The 26,146-nt window shown below is 58.6% G+C and carries 25 protein-coding genes and 3 tRNA genes; 20 read left to right on the top strand and 8 right to left on the bottom strand.

The features are described from left to right. Position 1: 1 nt before the first annotated feature. The 8 genes from CF137_RS10545 to CF137_RS10510 all read left to right on the top strand — a co-directional run bounded on the left by CF137_RS10545 (position 2) and on the right by CF137_RS10510 (position 8,462). The gene (locus CF137_RS10545) at positions 2 to 760 is read left to right on the top strand and encodes a DeoR/GlpR family transcriptional regulator (protein ID WP_068977472.1); all 759 of its coding nucleotides are present in this window, start codon (positions 2 to 4) and stop codon (positions 758 to 760) included. A gap of 306 nt (positions 761 to 1,066) precedes the next feature. Then, positions 1,067 to 2,554 (top strand): glycerol-3-phosphate dehydrogenase, encoded by a 1,488-nt coding sequence (glpD, locus tag CF137_RS10540; RefSeq protein WP_139718951.1) that lies wholly within the window; start codon positions 1,067 to 1,069, stop codon positions 2,552 to 2,554. 116 nt (positions 2,555 to 2,670) lie between these two features. Beyond that, the gene (gene glpQ / locus CF137_RS10535) at positions 2,671 to 3,759 is read left to right on the top strand and encodes a glycerophosphodiester phosphodiesterase (RefSeq protein ID WP_139718950.1); all 1,089 of its coding nucleotides are present in this window, start codon (positions 2,671 to 2,673) and stop codon (positions 3,757 to 3,759) included. 218 nt (positions 3,760 to 3,977) lie between these two features. Beyond that, positions 3,978 to 4,460, top strand: coding sequence for a serine protease inhibitor ecotin (gene eco / locus CF137_RS10530; protein WP_042018918.1), 483 nt, complete (start codon positions 3,978 to 3,980; stop codon positions 4,458 to 4,460). A gap of 297 nt (positions 4,461 to 4,757) precedes the next feature. Continuing rightward, positions 4,758 to 5,135 (top strand): MaoP family protein, encoded by a 378-nt coding sequence (locus CF137_RS10525; RefSeq protein WP_101315210.1) that lies wholly within the window; start codon positions 4,758 to 4,760, stop codon positions 5,133 to 5,135. Then, complete coding sequence (gene hdfR / locus CF137_RS10520) at positions 5,135 to 6,007, top strand: HTH-type transcriptional regulator HdfR (RefSeq protein ID WP_139718949.1); 873 nt, start codon at positions 5,135 to 5,137, stop codon at positions 6,005 to 6,007. The genes CF137_RS10525 and hdfR overlap by 1 nt, the downstream gene beginning before the upstream one ends. Positions 6,008 to 6,179: 172 nt before the next feature. Next, the gene (locus CF137_RS10515; RefSeq protein WP_162515916.1) at positions 6,180 to 7,121 is read left to right on the top strand and encodes a hypothetical protein; all 942 of its coding nucleotides are present in this window, start codon (positions 6,180 to 6,182) and stop codon (positions 7,119 to 7,121) included. 150 nt (positions 7,122 to 7,271) lie between these two features. Then, positions 7,272 to 8,462 (top strand): amino acid aminotransferase, encoded by a 1,191-nt coding sequence (locus tag CF137_RS10510; protein ID WP_101315208.1) that lies wholly within the window; start codon positions 7,272 to 7,274, stop codon positions 8,460 to 8,462. A gap of 123 nt (positions 8,463 to 8,585) precedes the next feature. On the opposite strand, the gene CF137_RS10505 is transcribed toward CF137_RS10510, so the two are convergent. Together CF137_RS10505 and CF137_RS10500 are read right to left on the bottom strand one after the other, a co-directional pair. After that, entirely contained in the window at positions 8,586 to 9,089 is a 504-nt protein-coding gene (locus tag CF137_RS10505) for a DUF2062 domain-containing protein (RefSeq protein WP_042018923.1), read from the bottom strand. Further along, the gene (locus tag CF137_RS10500; RefSeq protein ID WP_101346625.1) at positions 9,083 to 9,601 is read right to left on the bottom strand and encodes a DUF2062 domain-containing protein; all 519 of its coding nucleotides are present in this window, start codon (positions 9,599 to 9,601) and stop codon (positions 9,083 to 9,085) included. Before CF137_RS10500 ends, CF137_RS10505 begins: the two co-directional genes overlap by 7 nt. 27 nt (positions 9,602 to 9,628) lie before the next feature. On the opposite strand from CF137_RS10500, the gene CF137_RS10495 reads away from it, so the two are divergent. The 11 genes from CF137_RS10495 (at position 9,629) to CF137_RS10445 (ending at position 19,824) form a co-directional block, all read left to right on the top strand. Continuing rightward, positions 9,629 to 11,830: a DNA internalization-related competence protein ComEC/Rec2 gene (locus CF137_RS10495; RefSeq protein ID WP_162515915.1), complete on the top strand. Its 2,202-nt coding sequence runs from the start codon at positions 9,629 to 9,631 to the stop codon at positions 11,828 to 11,830. A 104-nt stretch (positions 11,831 to 11,934) separates the two neighbouring features. Further along, positions 11,935 to 13,704, top strand: coding sequence for a lipid A ABC transporter ATP-binding protein/permease MsbA (gene msbA / locus CF137_RS10490; protein WP_098969732.1), 1,770 nt, complete (start codon positions 11,935 to 11,937; stop codon positions 13,702 to 13,704). Next, entirely contained in the window at positions 13,704 to 14,699 is a 996-nt protein-coding gene (gene lpxK, locus CF137_RS10485) for a tetraacyldisaccharide 4'-kinase (RefSeq protein WP_139718947.1), read from the top strand. The genes msbA and lpxK overlap by 1 nt, the downstream gene beginning before the upstream one ends. Before the next feature lie 72 nt (positions 14,700 to 14,771). Continuing rightward, positions 14,772 to 14,960 (top strand): Trm112 family protein, encoded by a 189-nt coding sequence (locus tag CF137_RS10480; protein WP_042018929.1) that lies wholly within the window; start codon positions 14,772 to 14,774, stop codon positions 14,958 to 14,960. Beyond that, positions 14,957 to 15,724 carry a 3-deoxy-manno-octulosonate cytidylyltransferase gene (gene kdsB / locus CF137_RS10475; protein ID WP_101325147.1) on the top strand — a complete coding sequence of 256 codons (768 nt, stop codon included), beginning with the start codon at positions 14,957 to 14,959 and terminating at the stop codon, positions 15,722 to 15,724. The genes CF137_RS10480 and kdsB overlap by 4 nt, the downstream gene beginning before the upstream one ends. Before the next feature lie 215 nt (positions 15,725 to 15,939). Next, the gene (gene uvrY, locus CF137_RS10470) at positions 15,940 to 16,584 is read left to right on the top strand and encodes a UvrY/SirA/GacA family response regulator transcription factor (protein WP_042018933.1); all 645 of its coding nucleotides are present in this window, start codon (positions 15,940 to 15,942) and stop codon (positions 16,582 to 16,584) included. Between the two features lie 128 nt (positions 16,585 to 16,712). Beyond that, positions 16,713 to 18,566 carry an excinuclease ABC subunit UvrC gene (uvrC, locus tag CF137_RS10465; RefSeq protein ID WP_139718946.1) on the top strand — a complete coding sequence of 618 codons (1,854 nt, stop codon included), beginning with the start codon at positions 16,713 to 16,715 and terminating at the stop codon, positions 18,564 to 18,566. A gap of 209 nt (positions 18,567 to 18,775) precedes the next feature. Next, a complete protein-coding gene (gene pgsA / locus CF137_RS10460) occupies positions 18,776 to 19,330 on the top strand; it encodes a CDP-diacylglycerol--glycerol-3-phosphate 3-phosphatidyltransferase (RefSeq protein ID WP_042018936.1) in 555 nt (184 codons plus the stop codon). A 181-nt stretch (positions 19,331 to 19,511) separates the two neighbouring features. After that, positions 19,512 to 19,587, top strand: a tRNA-Gly gene (locus CF137_RS10455). 35 nt (positions 19,588 to 19,622) lie between these two features. Beyond that, positions 19,623 to 19,696, top strand: a tRNA-Cys gene (locus tag CF137_RS10450). 41 nt (positions 19,697 to 19,737) lie between these two features. Then, positions 19,738 to 19,824: transfer RNA gene (locus tag CF137_RS10445), tRNA-Leu, on the top strand. Positions 19,825 to 20,140: 316 nt separating this feature from the next. On the opposite strand, the gene CF137_RS10435 is transcribed toward CF137_RS10445, so the two are convergent. The 6 genes from CF137_RS10435 to CF137_RS10410 form a co-directional block, all read right to left on the bottom strand. Further along, a complete protein-coding gene (locus CF137_RS10435; protein ID WP_139718945.1) occupies positions 20,141 to 21,154 on the bottom strand; it encodes a diguanylate cyclase domain-containing protein in 1,014 nt (337 codons plus the stop codon). A 72-nt stretch (positions 21,155 to 21,226) separates the two neighbouring features. Continuing rightward, positions 21,227 to 21,697, bottom strand: a complete 471-nt coding sequence (locus tag CF137_RS10430) for a nuclease-related domain-containing protein (protein WP_139718944.1) — start codon at positions 21,695 to 21,697, stop codon at positions 21,227 to 21,229. A 58-nt stretch (positions 21,698 to 21,755) separates the two neighbouring features. After that, positions 21,756 to 21,932: a DUF3606 domain-containing protein gene (locus CF137_RS10425; RefSeq protein WP_082186713.1), complete on the bottom strand. Its 177-nt coding sequence runs from the start codon at positions 21,930 to 21,932 to the stop codon at positions 21,756 to 21,758. A gap of 296 nt (positions 21,933 to 22,228) precedes the next feature. After that, entirely contained in the window at positions 22,229 to 22,960 is a 732-nt protein-coding gene (lpxH, locus tag CF137_RS10420; RefSeq protein WP_139718943.1) for a UDP-2,3-diacylglucosamine diphosphatase, read from the bottom strand. Beyond that, on the bottom strand, positions 22,957 to 23,790 hold the full coding sequence (locus CF137_RS10415; protein WP_139718942.1) for a DUF4269 domain-containing protein: 834 nt from the start codon (positions 23,788 to 23,790) through the stop codon (positions 22,957 to 22,959). Before CF137_RS10415 ends, lpxH begins: the two co-directional genes overlap by 4 nt. Further along, on the bottom strand, positions 23,780 to 24,277 hold the full coding sequence (locus CF137_RS10410; protein WP_042018948.1) for a peptidylprolyl isomerase: 498 nt from the start codon (positions 24,275 to 24,277) through the stop codon (positions 23,780 to 23,782). Before CF137_RS10410 ends, CF137_RS10415 begins: the two co-directional genes overlap by 11 nt. A gap of 273 nt (positions 24,278 to 24,550) precedes the next feature. Here CF137_RS10410 and cysS point away from each other — a divergent pair, with 273 nt between their 5' ends. After that, positions 24,551 to 25,927, top strand: a complete 1,377-nt coding sequence (gene cysS / locus CF137_RS10405) for a cysteine--tRNA ligase (protein WP_139718941.1) — start codon at positions 24,551 to 24,553, stop codon at positions 25,925 to 25,927. The last annotated feature ends 219 nt before the right edge of the window (positions 25,928 to 26,146 follow it).

The following is a 26,146-nucleotide window of genomic DNA, read 5'->3' as shown; positions in this document are numbered from 1 at the left end:
CGTGAAGCAAACCCAACGACATCTGGAGATCCTGGACGTCCTGACGCGGCAGGGCTTTGTCTCGACCGACGATCTGGTGACCCATTTTGATGTCAGTCCCCAGACTATTCGCCGGGATCTGAACGATCTCGCCGAGCAAAGCAAGATCCGGCGCCATCATGGCGGTGCCTCCCTGCATTCGAGTACCGTCAATACCGCCTACAGTGCCCGCAAAGTGATGCAACTCAAGGAGAAAGAGCGCATTGCCCGTGAGGTGGCGGCCAATATTCCCGACGGTTCATCGCTCTTTATCGATATCGGCACCACCACCGAAGCCATCGCCCGGGCTCTGCTCGATCACCGGGAATTGCGGGTGGTGACCAACAACCTCAACGTCGCCAGCATTCTGACGGCCAAGGATGACTTCACCGTGATCATCGCCGGTGGCGAGATCCGCAACCGCGATGGCGGCATCGTCGGGGAGGCTACCCGTGACTTTATCGGTCAGTTTCGCATGGACTATGGCGTCATCGGGATTTCGGGTATCGACAACGACGGCTCCCTGCTCGATTTCGATTACCACGAAGTAAAAATTGCCCAGGCCATCATTGCCCACTCCCGTCAGGTGTTTCTGGCGGCTGACCACACCAAGTTTGGTCGTAACGCCATGGTCAATCTGGGTAATCTCAACCAGATCCACGCCCTCTTTACCGATCAGGAGCCACCGGAAAGCCTGACGCGATTGATGGAGCAACACCAGATCGCCTGTCACATCTGCTGATCGCGGTGTGAAGCAGCGCAGTGCCGGTCGCCCGTTCGGGCGGCCTCCTTTCTTTCTTGTTTATCTCATTTCATCCCTTTCTGGGTATTGCTAAAACCTGTATTCAATCTGGTTTTTTTGGCTATTAACTCGCCGATTTCAGCCCACCCCCTGTTGCTCACCTGACGGGCCCTCCTTGTTCCCTCTGGCGGGCTGTGGCGATCACACTTTCGTTAAAAAATGTTCGTTTGTTGTATTTTCATGTTCTAAAATGAGCGAAATCAAACATTGCTGTTATAGCAATCATAAAAATGAAAGTAGGTGAACATGAGCGAACATTATGATCTGGTTGTCGTCGGTGGCGGCATCAATGGGGTCGGCATCGCAGCCGATGCGGCAGGACGGGGCCTGAAGGTTGCCCTGTTTGAGGCGCAAGATCTCGCCTCTGCCACCTCGTCCAACTCCAGCAAGCTGATCCACGGTGGTTTGCGCTATCTCGAACATTACGAATTCCGGCTGGTGAAAGAGGCGCTGGCTGAGCGTGAGGTGCTGCTGGGCATGGCCCCCCATATCGCCCGCCCCATGCGTTTTCGCCTGCCCCATCGCCCGCACCTGCGTCCGGCCTGGATGATCCGCGCCGGCCTGTTCCTGTATGACAATCTGGCCAAGCGCGACAAGCTCAAGGGGAGCTGTGGTGTGCGCTTGCTGCCGCAAGATGGCTTGATCGCCGGCATCAACAAGGGGTTTGAATACTCCGACGCTTGGGTCGACGACGCCCGGCTGGTGGTGCTCAATGCCATGATGGCCCGTGACAAGGGCGCCGATGTGCAGACCCGCACCCGCTGCGTCAAGGCGGTGCGCGGTTCCAAACACTGGACGCTAACGCTGGAGCGGGAAGGGGGCGAGCAGTTCACCGTCACCTGTCGTGGTCTGGTCAATGCGGCCGGCCCCTGGGTCAAGACCTTCTATGACGAGAGCCTGCAAGAGAAATCCCCCCGTGGCATTCGCCTGATCAAGGGCAGCCACATCATAGTGCCGCGCATCCATGAGCGCGAAGAGGCTTATATCCTGCAAAACGAGGACAACCGCATTGTCTTCGTCATCCCCTATCAGCAGGACTATTCGCTGATTGGCACCACCGATGTGGAGCACCACGGCAGCCCGCGCGAGGCCAAGATCAGCGAGGCCGAGATCACCTACCTGTGCAAGGTGGTCAATGCCCACTTCACCCGCCAGATCGCCCCGAAAGATGTGATCTGGACCTATGCCGGGGTGCGCCCGCTCTGCGATGACGAGTCAGATTCACCGCAGGCAGTGACCCGCGACTACACCCTCGAACTCTCCGGTGAATCGGACGGCGCACCGCTGCTCTCGGTGTTTGGCGGCAAGCTCACTACCTATCGCAAGCTGGCTCAGGCCGCCTGCAACAAGCTCAAACCCTGGTTCAGCCAGATGGGGGATGACTGGACTGCCACCAGCCGTCTGCCCGGCGGCGAGTTTGACTGCTCGGTGCGCGAGCTGGCCCGCGCCTTTGCGCTGGAGTTTGACTGGCTCGACGATCGCAGCGCCCTGCGTATTGCCGAAGCCTATGGCGCCCATGCCCGTCTCTGGCTGAAAGAGGATCGCGGCATTCACTTTGGTGGCGGTCTCTACGAGTCGGAAGTGCGTTATCTCATCGAGCGGGAGTGGGCCTGTTCACTGGACGATATCCTCTGGCGCCGCAGCAAGCTGGGGTTGCGCCTGAACGAGTCAGAGCAGCAGATGCTGCACATCTGGCTCGACCAATATCATCACGCTTTGCGCAAGGCGAGCTGATGAGTGGCGGTGGGCAGCGTGCTGCTGCCCACCGCCATCCACCGCCATCCACCGAAAATATGCAATCAACCTCTGATAGAACAATTCCCTACACACAATAATAACGAGCATCACATATGAAAAAACTCGCCGTTTCCCTTATCGCCTTGAGCCTTGGGGCCTCCCTCTCATTACCCGTATTTGCTGCCGATGAAGGCAAGGTGGTGATCGCCCACCGTGGCGCCTCCGGCTACCTGCCCGAGCACACCCTTGAGTCCAAGGCGCTGGCCTATGGCATGGGGGCCGACTATCTGGAGCAGGATCTGGTGATGACCAAGGATGACCAGCTGGTGGTGATGCACGATCACTTCCTCGATGGCATCACCGATGTGGCCGAGCGTTTCCCCGGTCGCGCCCGTCCGGACGGGCGCTATTATGTGGTGGATTTCACCCTGGCCGAGGTGCGCTCCCTGCGCATGACAGAGCCGTTCCAGCTGGTGGATGGCAAGCAGGTGCCGGTCTATCCGGCCCGCTTCCCGCTTTGGCAGTCGGACTTCAAGATCCACACCTTCCAGCAGGAGATTGAGATGATCCAGGGGCTCAACAAGAGCACCGGCAAGCACATCGGCATCTACCCGGAGATCAAAGCCCCTTGGCTGTTCCGTCACGAGGGCAAGGACATCTCCAAGGCGGTGCTGAAGGTGCTCAAGGAGTACGGTTACACCGGGAAGGATGACAAGGTCTATCTGCAGTGCTTCGATGCCGACGAGCTCAAGCGCATCAACAGCGAGCTGATGCCTGCCTTAGGGATGGATCTGAAACTGGTGCAGCTGATGGCCGAGACCGACTGGAACGAGACCATGGTCTATGACGCCAAGGGCAAGGCGACCCCCTACAACTACGACTGGATGTTCAAGCCGGGGGCGATGAAAACCATCGCCAGCTATGCCGAAGGGATTGGCCCCTGGAAGCCGATGATCGTCACCGAGCCGGGCACCCTGGGCAAGCCGGTTTTCACCGGCATGGTGAAAGAGGCCCACGCGGCGGGCCTGAAAGTACACCCCTATACCTTCCGTCAGGATGAAGGCCAGATCCCGGCCTATGCCAGGGACTTCACCGATCTCCTTAACATCTTCCTCTATCAGGCCGATGTGGACGGGGTGTTCAGTGACTTCCCCGACAAGGCGGTGGCCGTCATCAAGGCCCATGAAGGGGCGGCTAAATAACAGCCAGGCGCCATTTGAATGCAAAGCGAGGCCAATTGGCCTCGCTTTTTGTTTGAGGTTCCCGCAACGGGAGTGTGCGCCCTGTCAGAAAATAGCCAGATCACGTCATGGTGTGCCGGATCTGCATCATTTTACGCAGTTTTTACGTAGCAGACCGCTGGCATGAAATCGGCAGAGCGGTTAGTCTAGCGGCGTTGAAGCAACCCCAAGAGGTACAGATGAAAACCGTATTGCGTTTTAGCCTGCTGGGCGCCTTGTTGTTGGGTGGCCATGCCTTCGCCGCCGAGCCGAAAAAATTTGATATCAGCATGTTCCCAGCCGCTGACGTGAATCAGGAACGTGTGGTGATCCGCCTGCCTGAAGTCGAGAAAGAAGCCGACATGATGGTCGAGCTGCAGGTTGGCAAAAAGATGATGGTTGATTGCAACGTGCCCCGTTTTGCGGGCAACCTTGAACAGCACAGCGTTAAAGGCTGGGGCTACAACTACCTGAAACTGGGTAAGATCTCTGATCCCATCAGCACCCTGATGATGTGCCCGGAAAATCAGCAGAAAGAGACCTTCGTCCAGATTTATGGTCAGGGTTTCTTTGTGAACTACAACTCCAAACTGCCGTTCGTGATCTATGTGCCGCAGGAGTATGACGTGCGTTACCGTTTGTGGCGTGCCGATAACCTGGCACAACCGGCCATGATTGAATAAGTGCATGTGAACCTGAAATGACATTGGCATCGCTGATGTGATAAATAAAGCGCCGTATGGCGCTTTATTTTTACCTGAAAATCCAGAAAGTGGCCGTGTTGGATGGCGATGAACTTACATAAGCCTGTTATTTATCAACGATTTTTGTGTGTTCTGCCACAAAATCGGCGCAAGCTATGGGGCAAATGGACTTCGATAAAAGATATTTATTAATATAGTGAGAAAATTGATTTTGCACTCGGCGATGGCCTGATGATACTTGCCCGCAAAGGTCAAACTAACCAGAAAAAGAGCACTATGAGCTTCGAATCAGACAAGCGTTTCAATGACTTCAAACATTTTCCCCGTGGCCTGCGTCGCAGTGGTGAATTCACTGTGGCCGAAGCGGACAGTCTGGAAAAATATGGTTCAGCCATGCTGGCACTCTATCAGGGCACGCAGATCGCCCGTGACGATGTCGAGACGGCTTTCGTCGAGCAGGTCAAATCCGGCGCAGCAGGCACGAATCCCCACGCCAAGGTATGGTTCAAATACCTCAAGGTGATCGGCCCCAAGCGGGTGCATCGCCTCTGTACCGTGGTCGGCGGTGCCAACGAAGAGAGCAGTGGCGGTGCCAGCTTTGATGTTGGTGGCGGCAGTGGCAGTGGCCGCAATAGTGACGAGTCCATGGATTAATGGATACCGAGCTGCTTCGGACTTTTATCGAGGTCAGCAAGACCCGGCACTTTGGCAGGGCGGCAGAAAATCTCTACCTGACCCAGTCGGCGGTCAGTTTCAGGATCCGCCAGCTCGAGCAGCAATTGGGTGTCAGTCTGTTTGCCCGTCATCGCAACAACATTCGCCTGACCGCTTCCGGCGAGCGTTTGTTGCCTTATGCGGATGCCATCTTGCACACCCTCGGCCGTGCCAAGCAGGATGTGGCGCTCTCGCCAGGGTTCAGCCAGCAGTTGGCCATCGGTGCTCCCGCGGTTTTCTGGGAGCTCGATTTCAACGACTGGCTCAATCACATCTATGCGCTGGCGCCCGGGTTGGCGGTGCGGCTGGAGACAGCTTCCCGCGAGCACCTCTGCCGCCAGTTGCTGGAGCGCTCCCTCGATCTGGCCCTGCTCTCCGAGCCCACCAAAATCGACGAGATTGCCCTGCATCCTATTGGTGAGCTGGTGTTCGAGCTGGTGAGCCGTGATCCGGCGGCCAATGCCGATAACCTGATGCAGATGCCTCATATCCATCTTGATTGGGGCACCAGCTTTGAGCCACAGCCGAGCCGCCTGCAGAGTCTGCAAAAGACCCCGGTGCTGCACTCCAGCTCCGCCAGCATGGCATTGCAGTTCGTGCTGGCCAACGGTGGCGCCGCCTACCTGCCCCGGCGGATTGTCAGTCCCTTCCTCGAGCAGGGGGCGCTTCATCTGGTTGAAGGTGGCCACGCCTTGAGTCGTCCGCTCTATCTCGCCTATCTGGAGAAATCCGATCGGCGGGAGCTGATTGATCAGTTGCTGACCCTGCCACTGGGTTGGCACGATGCCGAGCTGCGGCTCAATATCGAATAAGCGTCGCACCGTTATCAAGCAAGAGCCCACCACCATGGTGGGCTCTTCTGTTAGGACACAATTGCAGGGAGCAAGGTCACGTAATTGGCGCGGAAGGCTTGGCGTCATCAGTGGGTAACGGTACCTTTTCAGGCTGTTTATCCGATTGGCTGTTTACAGGGATGGATTGCAATTGATCGACTTTAGTCACCCCGAATGGCGGGCGTTGGCGCAGCAGTTGCTGGAACACGCGCCAGCAGTGATCCGCGGCCGTCAGTGGCAGCCGCTGGTGGGCTTGCTCAGGGACAACCAGCTGCTGCTGGCGGTGGGCCAGCATCGCTATGAGCTGACCCCGGCTGGTCGGCGCTATCTCACCCGCGAGCTGATGCTGGCCGAGATCGCCACCGCCCCCCCTGAGCCCGAGGAGTGGCTGCATGCGCAGGGCTGGCAGTTGGGGGAGCTGGTCAACGAGCGGGTGCTGGCCGCGCTCTATCGCAAGTCAGAGGTGAACTTCTCCCCTAACGAGCAGATCGACTTTGAGGATAAAGGTATTCGGCTCTGTGCCGATCAGCTGTTGCGCTTGCGCGCCGCCCAGCCGTTCAGCCTCTTTTTCAGCGGTGGTACTCTGATCGACGCAGCGCCCTGGTTACAGGCGCTTGGGGAGCTGGCTCTGCCGGAGCGGACCCTGGCGGGCCTTGGCAAGATCCTGTGGGGGGAGGGGGATATTGCGCGGGTGATCACCACCGACAGCGTCGGCGCCTTTGCCGAGCTGCCCGTGGATGCCGGCACCTTGCTGGTGTGGGCCCCGCCATCGGCCCCCCTTGCCCTGCAACAGGTGGTGGCGGCTTTGCCGCCCAAGGTGCAGTGGAGTCATCTCACCGCCCTCGACCCTGCCGGGGTGGATCGGCTGCAGGCGCTGGCCCAGCGGCTCGGCCGCCCGGCCAGCTGGTGGTTGCCCCGTGATCTGGCACCCATCCTCAGCGCGTATGCCCAACCCTTGACGGATCCTCGGCCCTGGGAACCGAGCCGGATCCCCAAGTCATTGTTAGCAGTTTGTAGCGGTTTGGTTGAGTCCAATGGTGGCTTGTCGGCCGAGGTGTGTGCATTGGCGCCAGCCTGGCATGCGGTTGGTTGAAATTGGCCTGTAAGCGAGCCAAAAAGCGGTTTTCCCCCATTGAACGCGATGATATAAAGAGTTGACGAAGCGCTTGCCATTGGCCGAATCGTGCTTCGCTTGCCAACATGTTCAGTCATCCAACGCACTCAACGGAATACAGGGAATACCATGTTTGAAAAGGTTGTTGCCGCCCCAGCGGATCCGATCCTGGGCCTGACCGAAGCCTTCCGCGCTGACTCTCGCAGCCACAAGATCAATCTGGGGGTCGGGATCTACAAGGATGAGACCGGTGCCACCCCAATCCTTCACTGTGTCAAGAAAGCCGAGCAGAAGCTGCTGACTGACGAGAAGACCAAGAATTACCTCGGTATTGAAGGCAATATCGAATATGGCCGCATCGTGCAGCAGCTGCTGTTCGGGCAGCATTCCGCACTGGTTGCCAGCGGTCGTGCCAAGACAGCCCAAGCGCCGGGCGGCACCGGGGCCCTGCGTATCGCTGCCGAATTCGTGGTGCGCAACGGTCTGGCCAAGACCATCTGGATCTCCGATCCCACCTGGGCCAACCACGTCAGCGTATTCCAGGCCGCGGGCCTGACCGTCAAGTGGTACAAGTATTATGATGCCGCCACCAAGGGGCTCGACTTTGCCGCCATGCAGGCCTCACTGGCGGAAGTGCAGCCAGGTGAGCTGGTGCTGCTGCACGGCTGCTGCCATAACCCGACCGGTATCGACCCCACCAGCGATCAGTGGCGCGCACTGGCCAAGCAGAGTGCTGCCGCTGGCTGGCTGCCAATGTTTGACTTTGCCTATCAGGGCTTTGCCCGTGGTATTGAAGAGGATGCCGAAGGTCTGCGTATCTTCGCCGAGTGCCACGACGAGCTGCTGGTGGCGAGCTCTTTTTCCAAGAACTTCGGCCTCTATAACGAACGGGTCGGTGCCTTCACCCTGGTGAGCGCGACCAAAGAGATCGCCGATGTGGCCTTCACTCAGGTCAAGACCGTGATCCGTGCCAACTACTCCAACCCGCCGTCACACGGCGCCGCTGTGGTTACCGCCGTGGTGAGCGATCCGGCTCTCTATGCCGAGTGGGTTGAAGAAGTGGCCGCGATGCGGGTGCGCATTCGTGAGATGCGCGAGCTGTTGGTGGAAAAACTGGCTGCCCTCGGTGTGAGCCAGGATTTCAGCTTTATCCGCGAGCAGAACGGCATGTTCTCCTTCTCTGGTCTCTCCAAGGATCAGGTAGCGCGCCTCAACAGCGAGTTTGCCATCTACATCGTCGGCTCCGGCCGGATCAGCGTGGCCGGTATTACCCGTGCCAATATCGATCCCCTGTGTGAGGCGATCGCCAAGGTGCTGTAACCGCATCACCTTGTGCTCATGCGGCACTATGCCATGAAAAAGCCCGTCACCTTGGTGACGGGCTTTTTTGATCGCCAAGTGCTGATCGCCAAGTGTTGATCGACAAACAATGGAAAGGGCGATTTAGTGGTGACGAGCGCCTTGCCACAGTTTGCGCAATTGCAGGAGCAGCGCGGTCAGGGCGCCGCCGCTCAGGGCGGTCAACACCGCCAGCAGCAGGCTGCCGAGCAGGAACGGGGGCACCAGGGTCACCGCCTCCTGCTCCAGCCAGTGGAGGGTCCAGCTAAGGTGGAAAGGCTCCGGCGTCTGGTGCAGCACCAGACAACCGGTGCGATAGGCGTAGAGATACATGAACGGCAAGGTCAGCGGATTGTTGAACCAGACTGCCAGCAGGGCCAGCGGCAGGTTGAGGCTGAACGCCAGCGCCAGTCCGACGGCGATGAGTGAATGCATCGGGATGGGGATCCAGCAGGCGAAGATCCCGGCCGCTACCGCGCCACTGAGGGCTCGGGAGCCCCCTTGCCACAGCGCGGGTGCCAGCAACCGCTCACCAAACAGCGCAAACCATTTTTGTTGGCGCAGGGTGTCGGGGTCTATTTTGAAGCGGGCAAACCAGCGACTCAGCATGGGCGGGCCATCTTGCGCTTTTGCCACTGGCGCACCGTGCTGATCCGCCAGAAGGTGCGGATCAGGGTGTAGCCGATGAGGGAGCTCAGCAGTGCCAGTATCAGCGAGCCCATCAACAGCGGCGGCGCTATCGTCCCCAGCACCGAGACCAGCCAATCCCAGGTGAACTCAATCTCGATCTGCTGCGCTGAATGTCCCAGCAGCTGGCAACCAACCAGATAGGCTCCATAGAGCAGGGGCGGCATGGTGAAGGGGTTGGAGAGCCAGACCAGCGCCACTGACAGTGGTAAGTTGACCCGAAACAGGATAGCTCCCCCGGCAGCCAGCAACATCTGGCAGGGCAGTGGCACCCAGGCTATGAACAGGCCCACCGCAAATGCACCTGCGGCAGAGCGTCGATTGAGATGCCAGAGATTGGCGTCGAGCAGCAGTTTGCCGAACAGTCGCAAGTGCTTATGTTCTTTCAAGGTTTGTTGATCGGGCATCCAGCGTTTTATGAGTCGTTTGGGCATATTGAAACCTTGCTAAATACTTATCCCATGGATCTGCGTCTATTGTCGTTTGCCCTGGGGGCAAGCTCCTCACTGCTCTGGCCATGGTTACCTTCACTCGCATGGGGGGGCCTGTTGCTGTCCCTGCTGGCTCCCCTTGCATATTACCGCGCCTGGCGGCTGTTGTTTCTCCTGCTTGGTATCCTCTGGATGCAAGCCAACCTTGCCTATCGGCTGACGTGGTTGAACCAGCTTGGAGAGCAAACAAGCCACATCATAACCGCGCAGCTGCAAAGTGCAGAGCCCGAGGGGGATAAATTTGTCCGGCTGCTGCTGCGGGTGAGCACCCTCGACGAACAACCGGTGACACCTGAGCCCCTGATCCGGGTCAATGCTTATCAGGCATTGCCCGCCATGACTGTGGGCAGCCGGATCTCCTTAGTCACCTCGCTGAAACCGGCCCACGGTCTTGCCAACGAGGCGGGGCTGGATGGGCGGCGTCTGCTGCTGGGCAAGGGGATCACCGCGACCGGCAATCTGCGCCGGGTGATCGCCATTGAGCCAGTGGCCGCGGGGTGGCGTGAACGCTGGCTGGGAGCGGCGACCGAGAGTTGGCGCCCGCTTGACCATGCGCCCTTGCTGGCGGCCCTCACCTTTGGCGAGCAGAGTGGCATCACGGATGCCCAGTGGGAGCTGTTTCGCGGCAGCGGCCTGACTCATATCATCGCTATTTCAGGGCAACACATTGCGCTGGTGGCGGTGCTCGGGTGGTGGCTGGGGCGCTTGTTTGGCCTGCGTGGCGCCATTGTCATGTCCCTGCTGTTTGCTGCCGTCTATAGCGCGCTGGCAGGATTTGCGGTGGCCACCGAGCGGGCCCTCATCATGGTGCTGGTGTGGAGTGTGCTGCGCTGGAGCCGGCGGGAGTGGCCCGCCTGGCGCATCTGGTTGTGGGCCTTTGTGGTGCTGACCCTCTGGGATCCCTTCGCCCTCTATTCGGCCGGGTTCTGGCTCTCGTTTCTGGCGGTGGCCATTTTGCTGCTGGTGGGATATTTCCACCACAAGCCCGGGCTGTGGCAGATCCAGCTCTGGTTGCTGCTCGGCCTGTTGCCACTGCAGTTGGCGCTATTTGAGGGGATAGCGCCGCTGGCCATGGTGATCAACCTGCTGGCGGTGCCGCTCTTCTGTATTGCCATCATACCGCTGGCGTTGATTGGCGTGCTGCTGGCGCCGCTCTCCACCTCGCTCGCCTATGGCCTGTTCTGGCTGGCGGACCTGGGGCTGGGGTGGGTGCTGGCCACCTTGAGCTGGCTGGCCGGTCAGTTGCAACTGTGGTGGCCACTGCCCGGCTGGTGGCTGCCGCTCTGTGCCCTGCTGTTGCTGCTCTGGTTCGGTTGGCAGTGGCGCCCCGCACGCTGGCTGTGGTTGCCGGGCGCCCTTGTGCTGGTGTTGGCGTGCTGGCCGGCACCGGCCCGCTGGCAACTGCGGGTACTGGATGTGGGGCAGGGGCTGGCGGTGCTGATCAGCAAGGGCGATCGCGCCATCCTCTATGACACCGGTGATCGCTATCCTGGGGGCTACAACATGGCGGATGCGGTGATCTTACCCCAGTTGAGCCGTCTGGGTATCAGAGTGATCGATCGTCTCATCATCAGCCACAAAGATCGGGATCATGCCGGTAATCGTAGGCGGCTGCTCAGCGCCATGCCGGTTCGCCATGAGACCTCATCTTATCCCTTCAGCGAGGGAACCACCCTCTGCCAGCGGGGTCAGCAGTGGCACTGGCAGGGGCTCGCGTTTGCGGTGCTCTGGCCCGAACACCCGGGCGGTGGGCGTAACAACGATGGCTGCGTGGTACGGATCAGCGATGGCGAGCGCAGCATATTACTGAGCGCCGATATCGAACGGCAGGCCGAACAGCGACTGGTGGCGCTGGAGGGGGAGGGGTTGGCCAGCACCCTGTTGGTGAGCCCGCACCATGGCAGCCGCAGCTCTTCCACCCCACCGTTTGTGGCGGCGGTGGCGGCCCGAGAGGTGGTCCATAGCGCCGGTTTCAGGAACCAGTGGCACTTTCCCCGTCCCGAGGTGGTGGCCCGTTATCAGGATGCTCGCCAGTGGATCACCGGTCAGCAGGGGGCGATATTGGTTGAGCCAACAGCCGACGGCTTGCGTGTCACGGCCGAGCGTGATGATGGCCCCTGGTATCGGCGCAGTGGCGACTGGTGGCGGCCGAAGCGGTGGTTTGGCCAATAAATAGTCACTTCCGGTGTGGATGGTGGTCATATCCAAGGCGGCACTTGGTGGAAACCCAAGCTTTGGCTAGAATGGCGCGTCATTTCCATTACTAACGGCTATTCATGCAACAAGAAACCTCACAAGAGAGCTGGCCAGTATTCAAACGCCTGCTCGGCTATGTCCGGGACCGCAAGCTGGGCCTGGTTGGTGGCATCATCGGGATGCTGGGCTATGCCGCCGTGGATACCACCTTCGTCTACTCCATCAAACCGTTGATCGATCAAGGCCTCAATGGCAATGACAGCAGCGTATTGAAATGGATGCCTTTCTTCGTTCTCGGCATTGTGGCGCTGCGCGGTTGCGCTGCGTTCCTCTCCAACTATTGCATGGCCTGGGTCGGCAACCATGTGGTGATGCGGCTGCAGCAGCAGGTTTTTAGCCACCTGATGGCGATGCCCATGAGCTTCTTTGACCGCCAGAATACCGGCAACTTGCTCTCCAAAGTGACCTATGACGCGGGCCAGGTATCCTCTGCTGCCAGCTCAACTCTGGTGTCGCTGGTGCGAGAGGGGGCCACAGTGGTGGGTCTGCTGGGGCTGATGTTCTGGCACTCCTGGCAGCTGTCAGTGATCTTCCTGGTGGTGGGCCCGGTGGTGGGGATCCTGATTGGCCTGATCAGCCGACGTTTTCGTCAGATCAGCCGCCATATTCAGCAAGCGGTGGGAGACATCACTACCTCTACCGAGCAGATGCTGAAAGGTCATAAAGAGGTGCTGATGTTTGGTGGCCAGCAGGTGGAAGACAAGCGCTTCTTCACCGTCAGCAACCGGATGCGTCAGCAGACCATGAAGATGGTCGCGGCCGATGCCATCGGCAGTCCTATCGTCCAGATGGTGGCCTCGGTCGCACTGGCGACATTCCTCTATGTGGCGACCATCGACAGCGTCAAGGCGACCCTCACCGCCGGTACCTTTACCGTCATGGTCACCTCCATGATGATGCTGCTCAAGCCGCTGAAAAGCCTGACGGACGTCAACAACCAGTTCCAGCGCGGTATCACCGCCTGTCAGAGCCTGTTCGGCCTGCTCGATTCCACCCCGGAAGAGGATTCAGGGACCCGTACTCTGGCGCGCGCCCGCGGCGAAATCGAGTTTCGCAACGTCACCTTTAGCTACCCGACCAAAGAGACACCGGCGCTGCACAATGTCAGCTTCAAGGTCGAGGCGGGTAAATCGGTGGCGCTGGTGGGCCGCTCCGGCTCCGGCAAGAGCACTATCGCCAGCCTGTTGACCCGTTTCTACGATATCGAACAGGGCGAAATCCTGCTCGATGGCGTCAACATCCGCGAATACAAGTTGAGTGAGCTGCGCAAGCAGTACGCGCTGGTCTCCCAGCATGTGCACCTGTTCAATGACTCGGTGGCCAATAACATTGCCTATGCCGCCGAAGAGCGCTACAGCCTGGACGAGATCCAGCAGGCGGCCCGCATTGCCCATGCCGACGAGTTTGTCCGCAAGATGCCGGAAGGTTACGACACTGTGGTGGGCGAGAACGGGGCATCGCTGTCTGGTGGCCAGCGCCAACGTATCGCCATCGCCCGCGCCCTGCTGCGCGATGCACCTGTGTTGCTGCTCGATGAGGCGACCTCGGCGCTCGATACCGAGTCAGAGCGCCACATTCAGGCTGCCATCGACGAGCTGTGCAAAGCGCGCACCTCGCTGATGATCGCCCACCGTCTCTCTACCATCGAGAAGGCGGACGAGATCCTGGTGATCGATGAGGGTCATATCGTTGAGCGCGGCAACCATGAAACCTTGATGGCCATGCAGGGCACCTATGCCCAGCTGCGGGCCATTCAGTTTGGGAGCGCTTCACTGGGAACCAAGGCCTAATGCTGCAACAGCTCTGGTACGGCAAAAGTGGCTGGCGCTGGTTGCTGGTCCCGTTTGCCCTGCTGTTCGCCATCATCAGCGGCACCCGCCGCTACGCCTATCGCCACGGCTGGCGCAAGGGGTATCGTTCCTCCTTGCCGGTGATGGTGGTGGGCAATATTTCTGTGGGTGGCAACGGCAAGACCCCGGTAGTGGTCTGGCTGGTGGAGCAGCTGCAAGTACGCGGTTTTCGTCCCGGGGTGGTGAGTCGGGGTTATGGTGGCAAGGCGCCCCATTACCCTTATCGGCTGGATGAGACCAGCACCACGGCGCAGGCGGGAGATGAACCCGTGTTGATCGCCCGACGTTGCGGTTGCCCGGTGGTGGTCGCACCGAAACGGGCCGATGCGGTACGGCTGCTGGAACAGAGCGGTGAGGTGGATATCATCATCACCGATGACGGTCTGCAGCACTATGCGCTGGCCCGGGACATCGAGCTGGTGGTGGTGGATGGCGCCCGGCGCTTTGGCAATGCCTGTTTGCTCCCCATGGGGCCGCTGCGCGAGCCGGTCACCCGTTTAAAGCGGGTTGACGCCATCATCTGCAACGGTGGCGAGCCGGGCAAGGGTGAGTACCCCATGCAACTGGTGGCCGATGCCCCGCGGCGGGTGCGCGACGATGCACCGCTGGCGGTGCCCTTGTCAGGGCTTATTGATGCCCTGGCAGGCATTGGTCATCCCCCCCGTTTCTTTGCCACGCTGGAGGGATTGGGCTACGCACTGGATCAGCAGGTCGCTTATGGGGATCACCACCCCTTCGATCGCACCGAGCTGGTGGGTCGCTTTGCCGCCAAGCCGCTGCTGATGACCGAAAAGGATGCGGTCAAATGTCGCTCGTTTGCCCTCGATAACTGGTGGTATCTGCCGGTCAGCGCCCAATTGCCGGCCCCCCTGCTCGATACCCTGCTGCAGAAATTGAAATTGGTGAAAGCACCCAATGCGGGTGCCGGGATATAACATATCGGATTGCTCGACATCATAGCTGGCCGGGTTGTGTGGCTGGCTCGACATCGTTGAAGGAGTATCGTTTTGGCATTAGATATCAAGTTGCTCGACATCATCGCCTGCCCGGTCTGCAAGGGTAAGTTGCACTACAACAAAGCCGTTCATGAGCTGGTTTGCCGCTTCGACAAGCTGGCCTATCCGCTGGAAGAGGGGATCCCGGTGCTGTTGGAAAACCGCGCCCGCCTGCTCAATAGCGATGAGCTGCCATCATGAGTTTCGTGGTCGTGATTCCAGCCCGCTATGCGTCAACCCGCTTGCCGGGCAAGCCGCTGGCGGATATCCATGGCAAGCCTATGGTGCAACATGTAGTTGAAAAAGCACTGCAATCTGGCGCCGACCGGGTGATTGTCGCCACCGATGATCAGCGGGTCGCGCAGGCGTTGGCGGCGACCGGTGTCGAGGTGTGCATGACTTCACCGGATCACCAGTCCGGCACCGAGCGTCTGGCCGAAGTATGCCGTCACTACGGCTTTGCTGCCGATACCATCATCGTCAACGTGCAGGGGGATGAACCGCTCATTCCGCCCGCCATCATTCGTCAGGTGGCCGACAATCTGGCTGCTGCCACGGCGCCGATGGCCACCTTGTCTGTGCCGATCAAGGATGCCGAAGAGGCGTTCAATCCGAATGCGGTCAAGGTAGTGACTGACAAGGATGGCTACGCCCTCTATTTCAGTCGCGCGTGCATTCCCTGGGATCGTGATCGCTTTGCTGCCAGTGATCGCGCTGCCGGGAGCCACGAGCAGATTGGCGGCCACTATCAGCGCCATATCGGCATCTACGCCTATCGCGCCGGATTCATCCAGCGTTATGTGGACTGGGCTCCGAGCGTGTTGGAGCAGGTCGAAGCGCTGGAGCAGCTGCGGGTGCTCTGGTACGGCGAGAAGATCCACGTAGCCCAGGCCCTTGAAGCCCCGCCGGTAGGGGTAGATACCCAAGCCGATCTGGAGAAGGTGCGCGCATTGTTGGCCAAGTGATGGCAAGGACGTGCAGATTAAGGAACAACGGTGTCGCCAGACACCGTTTTTTGTTTTTAATATTTATATAATTATTTGATTTTAAACATCAATAACGGGTTTTCTCAAACTTTTGGCGGACATGGTTTGCCAATGCGACGAGTTTGGTTATGATGCAAGACGCTCTGTTAACCCTAACCGGGCGGCAAAAACGAGATAAAAAACGGGGTGTTTGGGTGATAAATGTATTCCTGGTCGATGATCATGAGCTGGTGCGTACAGGGATAAGACGCATTCTTGAAGACGTGCGCGGGATCAAGGTGGTGGGCGAGGCACAGAGCGGGGAAACCGCCGTTGCATTTTGTCGCCAACACCATCCGGATGTGATCCTGATGGACATGAACATGCCGGGCATTGGTGGTCTGGAGGCGACCCGCAAAATTCTGCGGATCCGCCCCGATGTACGCATCATAGTGCTGACTATTCACTGCGAAAATCCGTTCCCTACCAAGGTGATGCAGGCGGGTGCTGCGGGTTACCTGACCAAGGGCGCGGCCCCTGACGAGATGATCCAGGCGATCCGGCTGGTGCACTCCGGTCAGCGTTACATCTCCCCGGAGATCGCCCAGCAGATGGCCCTCAGCCAGTTTGCCTCGGCAGATGAGAATCCCTTCAAGTCCCTCTCCGAGCGCGAGTTGCAGATCATGATGATGATCACCAAGGGACAGAAGGTGACCGATATCTCCGAGCAGCTCAACCTGAGCCCGAAGACGGTCAACAGCTACCGCTATCGCTTGTTCAGCAAGCTGGACATCAGTGGTGACGTGGAGCTGACCCATCTGGCCATTCGCTATGGCATGCTGGATGCCGACACCCTGTAACGGGGTGGCGTGAGGCTTCAAAGGCGGCGGGTGCCGCCTTTTTGCTTTTCTGCCCCTTTGCTTTTCAGGCGGCAGGGGCAGTATGCTCTGCCCGTCTTTTTGCATTCATCTGTTGAGCCGAGTAGCTGATGACCCTCTCTCCCGATCCCCTCTTCGACAGCAAAGCGTTTCTGAGCGCAGTGACCCATCAGAGTGGCGTCTACCGCATGTATGACAGCGGTGGCACCGTTATCTATGTGGGCAAGGCCAAGGATCTGAAAAAGCGGCTCGCCTCCTACTTTCGCACCAATGTCGACAGCATCAAGACCCGCACTCTGGTGCGCCAGATCGCCGACATCCAGGTCACTGTCACCCATACCGAGACCGAGGCACTGATCCTCGAGCATAACCTGATCAAGCAGTACCAGCCCCGCTATAACGTGCTGTTGCGGGATGATAAATCCTACCCCTGGATCATCATCACCGCGCACCAGCATCCGCGCATCGGCGTCCATCGCGGTGCTCGCAAGGTGAAAGGTGAGTACTTCGGGCCATACCCTTCCGGCGGCGCGGTACGCGAGAGCCTGCACTTGATGCAGAAGATCTTTCCGGTGCGCCAGTGCGAGGATGCGGTCTATGCCAACCGCAGTCGTCCCTGCCTGCTCTATCAGCTCAAGCGCTGCGCGGGCCCCTGCGTGGCAGGGCTGGTGAGCGAGGCCGAATATGCCCAGCAGGTGGAGTTGGCCAAGTTGTTTCTGGCGGGCAAGAACCAGCAGGTGATTGGCGAGTTGGTGGGCAAGATGGAGTCCGCTAGCGGCGATCTGCGCTTTGAAGAGGCGGCCCGCTATCGGGATCAGATCCAGGCGCTACGCCGCGTCACCGAGCAGCAGTCGGTGAGCGGCAACGTGCTGGACGAGCTGGATGTGGTGGGGGTCGCCTTCGAGCAAGGGGCCGCCTGCATCCACGTACTGTTTATCCGGCAGGGCAAGGTGCTCGGTTCGCGCAGCTACTTCCCGAAAGTGCCAGCCGATACTCCGCAGGACGAGGTGGTGCAATCCTTCCTGCTGCAGTTCTATCTGTCGGGGCAGGGGGGTCGGCAGATCCCCAGTGAGGTGCTGCTCGACGTGGCCCTTGAGGACGAGAGCGTGATCGCCGAGACCCTGAGCCAGACCGCGGGCTACAAGGTGCGGGTGGTCAGCCGCACCCGCGCCGAGCGGGCTCGTTTTATCAAGCTCGCCTCCATTAACGCCGAGACCGCGTTGCGCTCCCGTTTGGCCCACAAGAGCACCCTCATCGCTCGCTACGATCAGCTGGAGGAGCTGCTGGAGCTGGAGCGTCCCATCGCCCGCATGGAGTGTTTTGATATTTCCCACACCATGGGGGAGCGCACGGTAGCCTCTTGCGTGGTGTTCAACCGCGAGGGGCCGCTCAGCTCCGAGTATCGTCGTTTCAATATCGACGGCATTACCGGTGGCGATGACTACGCGGCCATGGAGCAGGTGCTGGAGCGCCGTTTTGGCAAGTTGCAGGAGCCGGACAAGGTGCCGGACGTGCTGTTTATCGACGGCGGTCTTGGCCAATTGCGCCGCGCCGAAGAGATCCTGGCGCGCCAGCTGGAGTTCCTCGGTGGCAAATACCCGCTGTTGGTGGGGATCGCCAAGGGGGTGACCCGCAAGGCGGGGCTGGAGACCCTGATCATGGGGGAGAGCCACGAAGAGCTGCACTTGCCGGCAGATATGCCCGCTTTGCACCTTATCCAGCATATTCGCGATGAATCCCACCGTTTTGCCATTACCGGTCACCGGGCGCGGCGCGCCAAGGCCCGCACCAGCAGCAGCCTGGAGGATATTCCCGGGGTAGGCCCGAAGCGGCGTCAGGCGCTGCTCAAGTATCTGGGCGGCCTGCAGGAGGTGAAGAAGGCGAGCGTGGACGAGTTGGCCAAGGTGCCCGGCATCAGTCAGGAGCTGGCTCAGACCATCCACGATGGCTTGCACAGTGCCTGACCCGCTGTTGGTCCCTCGTTGGCGCCAGAGGAGATCGCTAACTCCTTGATGCACAAGAGCCGTGACGCGGGGGGGCCGTAAATGCCATAATGGCCCCGCATCTTGAGAAGATTGATGGATTAACAAGACCGAGACGAGCGCCAGTGCGATTGCATCGCAAATCGGCTTTGGCGCACTGTGTAGCGACGTACAAGAAGTGGCTGAAAATAATGACAAACATACCTAACCTGTTGACGTTTTTCCGGATTTTGCTCATTCCCGTCTTCGTCATCCTGTTTTATCTGCCTTATCAATGGTCCTATCTGGCGGCCGCCCTCGTCTTTATCCTGGCCGCTGCCACCGACTGGTTTGATGGCTACCTGGCGCGCAAGCTGAACCAGTCCACCGCCTTTGGTGCCTTCCTCGACCCGGTTGCTGACAAGATCATGGTCGCCGCCGCGCTGGTGGTCATCGTCGAACACTACAACACCATCTGGGTCACCATCCCCGCCATGACCATGATTGGCCGCGAGATCATCATCTCCGCCCTGCGCGAATGGATGGCCGAGCTGGGCAAACGCTCCTCGGTGGCGGTCAGCTGGATTGGCAAGTGGAAGACCATGATCCAGATGGTGTCGCTCACCGGCCTTATCTGGCAATACAACGTCTGGATGGTGTGGCTCGCCTATGTGATGCTCTATGTCGCCACCGTGCTCACCTTCTGGTCGATGTTCCAGTACATGAAGGCCGCCTGGGGCGATCTGACCCACCACGCCAAGCTGTGAGTCACCGGCACCGCAAGGTGATGTTTCCGCTGATTTGAGACAGGAAATGGCCAAAGGCGCTAAAACTGTTCAAAAAGGGCAAAAAATGCCCGAACGATCAGGTAATTAAATATTTCTGATTGACTGGGCGAGGAACATCGCTAGAATGCGTCCTCGTAGTCAGGCAGTCAGCCAGACCAATGCGGGAATAGCTCAGTTGGTAGAGCACGACCTTGCCAAGGTCGGGGTCGCGAGTTCGAGTCTCGTTTCCCGCTCCAAATTCAGACAATAGAGAGCCAACTCTCTTTTGCATGGCGCGTTAGCAAAGCGGTTATGCAGCGGATTGCAAATCCGTTTAGTCCGGTTCGACTCCGGAACGTGCCTCCATATTGACAAGCCCGCCACGCGGACTTGATACCGATTGCGGTGCCCGAGTGGTGAAATCGGTAGACACAAGGGATTTAAAATCCCTCGACGTTCGCGTCGTGCCGGTTCGATTCCGGCCTCGGGCACCATTAAAATCAAAGAGTTACAAAGGCCACTAGCGATAGTGGCCTTTTTGTTTTTACCAATTCCTAATACTCCTTCCTAATACTTCACGGCTTTTTCACGCTATCAACAGCAGGAACCACCTCGATAGAGCGGTCATATGCTGCCACTTAGGCCTCAGTTTTATGGCCGCTGATACGTTGTTTATCTCGGCTGCTGCCGGCCACATCAGAGATGGCTTTGGCCTTGATATCGTGAAAGGTGAAGTCCATCGGCCAGCCTGTTTGCTCGTGTGCGGTTAATACCGCTAGGGAAATGCATGTGGATGTAGAGGCTTGCTGGTTACGCCATTTTGATGCAGTTGCGTCCGGATGATTTGGCGTTGTATAGCGCGGAATCTGCAAGCTGTACCAGTTCTGACGGTTGCTGATGATTTGATGGTATTAGGCAGGCGACACCCATGCTAACGGTCACTAAACCAGTGACGTTTTGTGTGTGTGGCTGGGCGAGTATAAGAATATCTTGCTGGATGTGCTGGGCGATCTCGTAAGCCGATTGAGGCTCAACATTTGGCAGCAAGATGACAAACTCCTCTCCGCCATAGCGAGCGACAAGCTCACCAGAACGGCGTCCTGACTGTGCTAAGGCATGAGCCAGTAATCGAAGGCACTCATCTCCGGCAAGGTGGCCATAGAGGTCATTGAATTGTTTAAAGTGATCAATGTCGAGCATGATGAGTGCTATTGGTATTTCAGTACGTAAGCATCGATTCCATGCCTGGATCAATGTGCTATCGAACAGGCGACGGTTACCAATGTTCGTGAGTCCATCGGTATTGCTCAGCGCTTCAAGTTGCCGGTTTGCTTCGGCCAGTTCCTTCGTTCGGATCTCGATGATGAGCTCTAGCTCATGCTGTCGTTCATCAAGGCTGGTCATTGGATAGATTTCCGTATCACGAGCCAAGCCGTAAGGGATTGAAATGCTACTGTGGGATATTTTCCATTCAGTCTCTTCAAGCCGAAAAACCAGTACGAGCCTGGCAGTTCTTCGGGACAAGATTTCTTCTGTTTTGGGCAGGTGAATATGGAAGAACGAAGTGACGGCCACAACATCAGCAGACAGATCTTGAATTGCTACGTCGAGTATTTCTAAGTGGATTCTTCCAGGGATTTGGGCAAAGTCACAGCGGGTGATCCGGACCCACTCTTTTCTATCGGTGACAAGCACGTCACTACTTCCTGCAAAACCACAGAAATTTTCGCTGAAAAGCGTAGTTAGTCGGTCGTCCCGGGAGGAGTACAGTTCGACATATTCCTCAAACAATCGGCGAATAAGCTGCAACCTTTCTGTGGTCATCGTGCTAGATCCATATGTAGTGGTTAGCGTCTTTCAAACAGTCGATTGAAGTATAGCTACATCAGTCCATCGCTATTTTGCAACATCTCTGACTTTTTGCTCGACTTGATAGGCTATGGCCTGAATTTGCGAGATCTCAAGGGTTCCAACCCGAAACTGATGCAGTAACTTTGGCAATGCCGAGGGATTGACCACATAGGGTGATATTGATTTCTGCCGTAAATCCACAAACCAGCCTGGGAGCACCAGGATCCCCCCAACGGGAACATCGTTACCCGTGGCACTATTGAGCCAGTTACGAACCGAGGTGACGTTGCGGCGAACCTGCTCTAATGGCTCTGTTTCCACATGATTGGGGAAATAGAGGGCATCATTTTCAACTCGAACTTTGAACTGCTTTGCCCCATCGTTGACGGGCTTAGATCTGCCTTTGGTTTCTATGACTAATACCCCAGTTTGAGGTGCTGCAGCCGGTTTGCTGTTTTGTAAGTTTTGGTGGTGCCAACTTTGCGGCCACGCAGGGGCAGAGAATGGCCAGCGCAAAAGCCAAAACCCAAAAGCCCCGCGAGCGGGGCCTGGTCAGTGTGGCGGGGTGGTGCTGTTATTTCTTGAGGTGTTTTCGGATGGCCTTGCCAGTGGTGCCGACCGCTTTCACTGCCCGTTTCAACTGGACCTCGGTGCACTCGAAGGTCTTGATCCACAGCTTCATCTCATAGGGGTCGTTGATGTTGAGCTTCTTGGCATCAAGGGGATGAGCGATGGCGTTAGTGTCAGGCATGCAAACCTCAACTTATTGAAATAGTTGGCGAGAAAGAAGTTTCTGCCTGGGCGCATCATCCTCTATATCGGCAAGGCGCAGGGTGACGGGGGTCACACAACCCTTGCCCGGCTGCGGATAAGGGGCCGCTACTTGCGGTTATGTGAGCGGCCACGGCTAATGCAGCCACGGTTCACGCCTGATATGGCGCGAACCGTGGGTTGTGAACAGTACTTGTGAACCGCGAGGTGTGCCCTGCAGGGCGCCGCCGTGAATTGCTCGCCAGTGTGATAGGGCAAGGCGGGACCGAGGCGGTATCAGCCCTCTGGCAGCGTCCGCACTTCGAGGTGCTGCTCGCCGGGGTGGCAGACCAGTACCGAGCCTTGTTCGAACCAGTCCCCCAGCACGATGCGGCGGGCCGGGTGACCGTCGAGGGTGAAGTCGTGGATGGCGGGTCTGTGGGTGTGGCCGTGGATCATCATCCGGCAGTGGTGGGCGCGCAGCATCTCGTCGACGGCGGCCGGGGTGACATCCATGATGGTCTGGCGTTTGACGGTTTTCTCCATCCGGCTTTGGCCACGGATCTTGTGGGCGATAGCCTGACGGCGGGTCAGGGGCAACCGCAAGAACAGCCAGCGCAGCCATTTGAGCTGGGTGATGCGGCGATACTTCTGATATCCCTCATCCCGGGTGCAGAGCAGATCACCGTGACTGAGCAGTACCCGTTCGCCATAGAGGTCGATGATGCAAGGGTCTCCCAGCAGGGTCATGCCCGCCTGCTTGGCAAATTGCTGGCCCAGCATAAAGTCGCGGTTACCGTGGATAAAATAGATGGGCACATTTTGTTGGCTCAGGGCCAACAAGGCTGCCGCCACCTGGTGATGCAGCGCATTGGGATCATCATCGCCAATCCAGAATTCGAACAGATCCCCCAGCACATAGAGGGCATCGGCGCCGGGGGCGTCGTGCTCGAGAAAGTGCACCAGTGCCGCGGTCATATCGGGCCGCTGGGCACACAGGTGAATGTCACTGATAAAGAGGGTGCTCATAATGTGGGGTTCGGGCTCTCGGTCGAAACAGGGCAAACGGGGGTGGCAGAGATAGTGGAAACAACAAGGTGCGAAGGTTGCGCTGCGGGCGTCATCGCCGCCGGGTCAGTGGACCAGTGCCCATCATCATTTGATGGGGGCTGCCATGACAGCTCGGCCAGATTGCGGCCCTCCAGCGTCAGCAGGGCGGCGTAAGGATCGCCAGCCAGCCCCAGCAAACGGCACATTGCCGCTTCCCCTTTCAACCCCTGCTCAAGACGAAGGCGCAGCACTTCGTTGTAGAAGGCATCACCAAAGCGTTGCAGCAGCGCGGCCATCAGGGTGAGGTGGCGCCAGCCATTAAGCATCTCGATGGGGGTTGGGGTGACGTACAGCTCCACTGGCCAGCAGGCGCCGTCTTGATCCGCAGCGCGCTTATCGCAACCGGGAAAGGTGCGCTCCAGCAGCCAGACATTGTCGCCCCGGTCGCTGGCTTGCCAGCGCTCCTTATTCAGGAGTTCGGCGTTTAGAAGTGCAGCGTTCGGGAGGGCGGCAAGGCTCGCAGCAAAGGCTGCGGGATCAGGATGCTGGCAGAGGATATCGAGATCGCTGCCCGGCCGATCCAGCCCGATGGCCAGGATGCTCACCAGCGCCAGATCGCTGCAGTGCGCAGCAAGCTCATCCCACAAACCCGCCGTCAGCAGAGCATGGGCAGCCCGTTGGCGCGGGTTGCCGTGGGCCAGATAGTCGAGGCGGCGCCAGTTCGGGCGGGCAGTTGCGGACGCAGATGGAAAAACTGCGGCCGGGGCCGCAGTTTCATCCGTGCCGAGTTGGCAAAGATCAGTCAGCAAGGGTCACCTTGGTGATCACTACATCTTCGCTCGGGACGTCTTGATGCATACGGCCGTAGTTGCCGGTCTTGACGCCCTTGATCTTGTTGACCACGTCCATACCTGCGGTCACTTCACCGAATACGCAGTAGCCGAAGCCCTGAGTGGTGGCAGATTTGAAATCGAGGAAGTCGTTGTTGTTCACGTTGATGAAGAACTGGGCGCTGGCAGAGTGCGGCTCGCTGGTGCGGGCCATGGCGATGGTGCCAACCTTGTTGGAGAGGCCATTAGCCGCTTCGTTCTTGATCGATGGGCGGGTATCTTTCTCATCAAAGCCAGGAGCATAGCCGCCGCCCTGGATCATGAAGCCGTCGATAACACGGTGGAAGATGGTGTTGTCGTAGTGACCGTCACGGCAGTATTGCAGGAAGTTGGCCACGGTTTCCGGGGCTTTTTCAGCATTCAGGGTCAGGGTGATGTCGCCGTGATTGGTGTGCAGAGTAACCATGAGTTGTCCTTTGATTCTTTTGCGCAAAAAATGCGCGAGCAGGGGGTATGGCATAAAGTGGTGGCAATTCTAGCCCATCAGCGGCGGCGGGCATAGCCCTTCACTTACTCCTGCACACACTCCTTCCCATCGCCATGCAGATACCCCGGCGATGAGCCCTGTCACGAGCATGTTTGGCGCCAGCGCAGTGATAGCAGGCGGGATCTGGCTCGTTTTCTGCCATTGAACGGGGTATTATGACCAACCATTTTACTCACAGGCAGTGGCTAGAAGATGCTGAAGATATACAACACACTCACTCGTCAAAAAGAACAATTCAAACCTATCCACCCGGGCAAGGTGGGCATGTATGTGTGTGGCGTCACCATCTACGATCACTGTCATATCGGCCATGGCCGCACCTTCGTCTCCTTTGATGTGGTCGCGCGCTACCTGCGTTATAGCGGCTACCAGCTCAACTACGTGCGCAACATCACCGACGTGGATGACAAGATCATCAAGCGCGCCGCTGAAACCCGCGTCACCTGTGACGACCTGACCGAGCGTCTGATCGGCGACATGCACGCCGACTTCGATGCCCTCGGCATGGTGCGCCCGGATATCGAACCGCGCGCCACCCAGCACATCGAAGAGATCATCGAACTGGTAGAAAGCCTGCTCGCCAAGGATCACGCCTACGTGGCCGATAACGGCGATGTGATGTTTATCGTCGAATCCTACGCCGACTACGGCAAGCTCTCCGGGCAGGATCTGGAGCAACTGCAAGCCGGTGCCCGCGTTGATGTGGTCGATGCCAAGCGCAACCCGCTGGACTTCGTGCTGTGGAAGATGTCCAAGCCCGGCGAGCCGACCTGGGAAAGCCCCTGGGGCCCGGGCCGTCCTGGCTGGCACATCGAGTGCTCCGCCATGAACTCCAAGCACCTTGGCAACCACTTCGACATCCACGGCGGCGGCTCCGATCTGCAGTTCCCGCACCACGAGAACGAGATCGCCCAGTCCTGCTGCGCCCACGGTGGCGACTACGTCAACACCTGGATGCACAGCGGCATGGTGATGGTGGATAAAGAGAAGATGTCCAAATCCCTTGGCAACTTCTTCACCATCCGTGACGTGCTGGCCCATTTTGATGCCGAAACCGTCCGTTACTTCCTGATGTCTGGCCACTACCGCAGCCAGCTCAACTACTCGGAAGATAACTTGAAGCAAGCCCGCACCGCGCTGGAGCGGATGTACACCGCCCTGCGCGACCTGCCGGTGGCCGCCGCTGCCGGTGGCGACGAGCAGGTGGCTCGCTTTAAAGAGGCGATGGACGACGACTTCAACACCCCGGAAGCCTACTCCGCCCTGTTCGATCTGGTGCGCGAGATCAACCGCCAGAAAGCGGAAGATATCACCGTCGCCGCTGGCCTCGGTGCCCGTCTGCGTGAACTGGGCGCCGTGCTCGGCATCCTGCAACAGGATCCGGACGCCTTCTTGAAGGGTGACGAAGCCGACGACGAAGTGGCCGAGATCGAACAACTGATCGCCCAGCGCAATCAGGCCCGTGCCGACAAGAACTGGGCCGCCGCCGACGCCGCCCGCAACCGTCTCACCGAGATGGGTATCGTGCTGGAAGACAGCGCCGGCAAGACCAGCTGGCGCCGTGCCTAAGGCCGGTTGTCCTGTTGCTACCAACAGGTTGAGCCAATAAAAAAAACCGCAGCCCTTGGGCTGCGGTTTTTGTTTGTGGCCTGCCGTGAAGCCTCGGCATTCTTCGGTCTGATCCCCTCTCCCCTTGCGGGAGAGGGCAGGGTGAGGGGAGCTCACGTCATTCCTCGGCTGAATGCCAGCAGCAGAAGGGTATAAATGTGTTTCAAAAACGATTCCTCA

The sequence above is a fragment of the Aeromonas sobria genome (genome assembly GCF_006243315.1).
In the GTDB taxonomy this organism is placed as follows: domain Bacteria; phylum Pseudomonadota; class Gammaproteobacteria; order Enterobacterales; family Aeromonadaceae; genus Aeromonas; species Aeromonas sobria_A.
The sequence above is the reverse complement of the archived record's forward strand: the minus strand, read 5'-3'. Positions and strand labels throughout refer to the sequence as shown.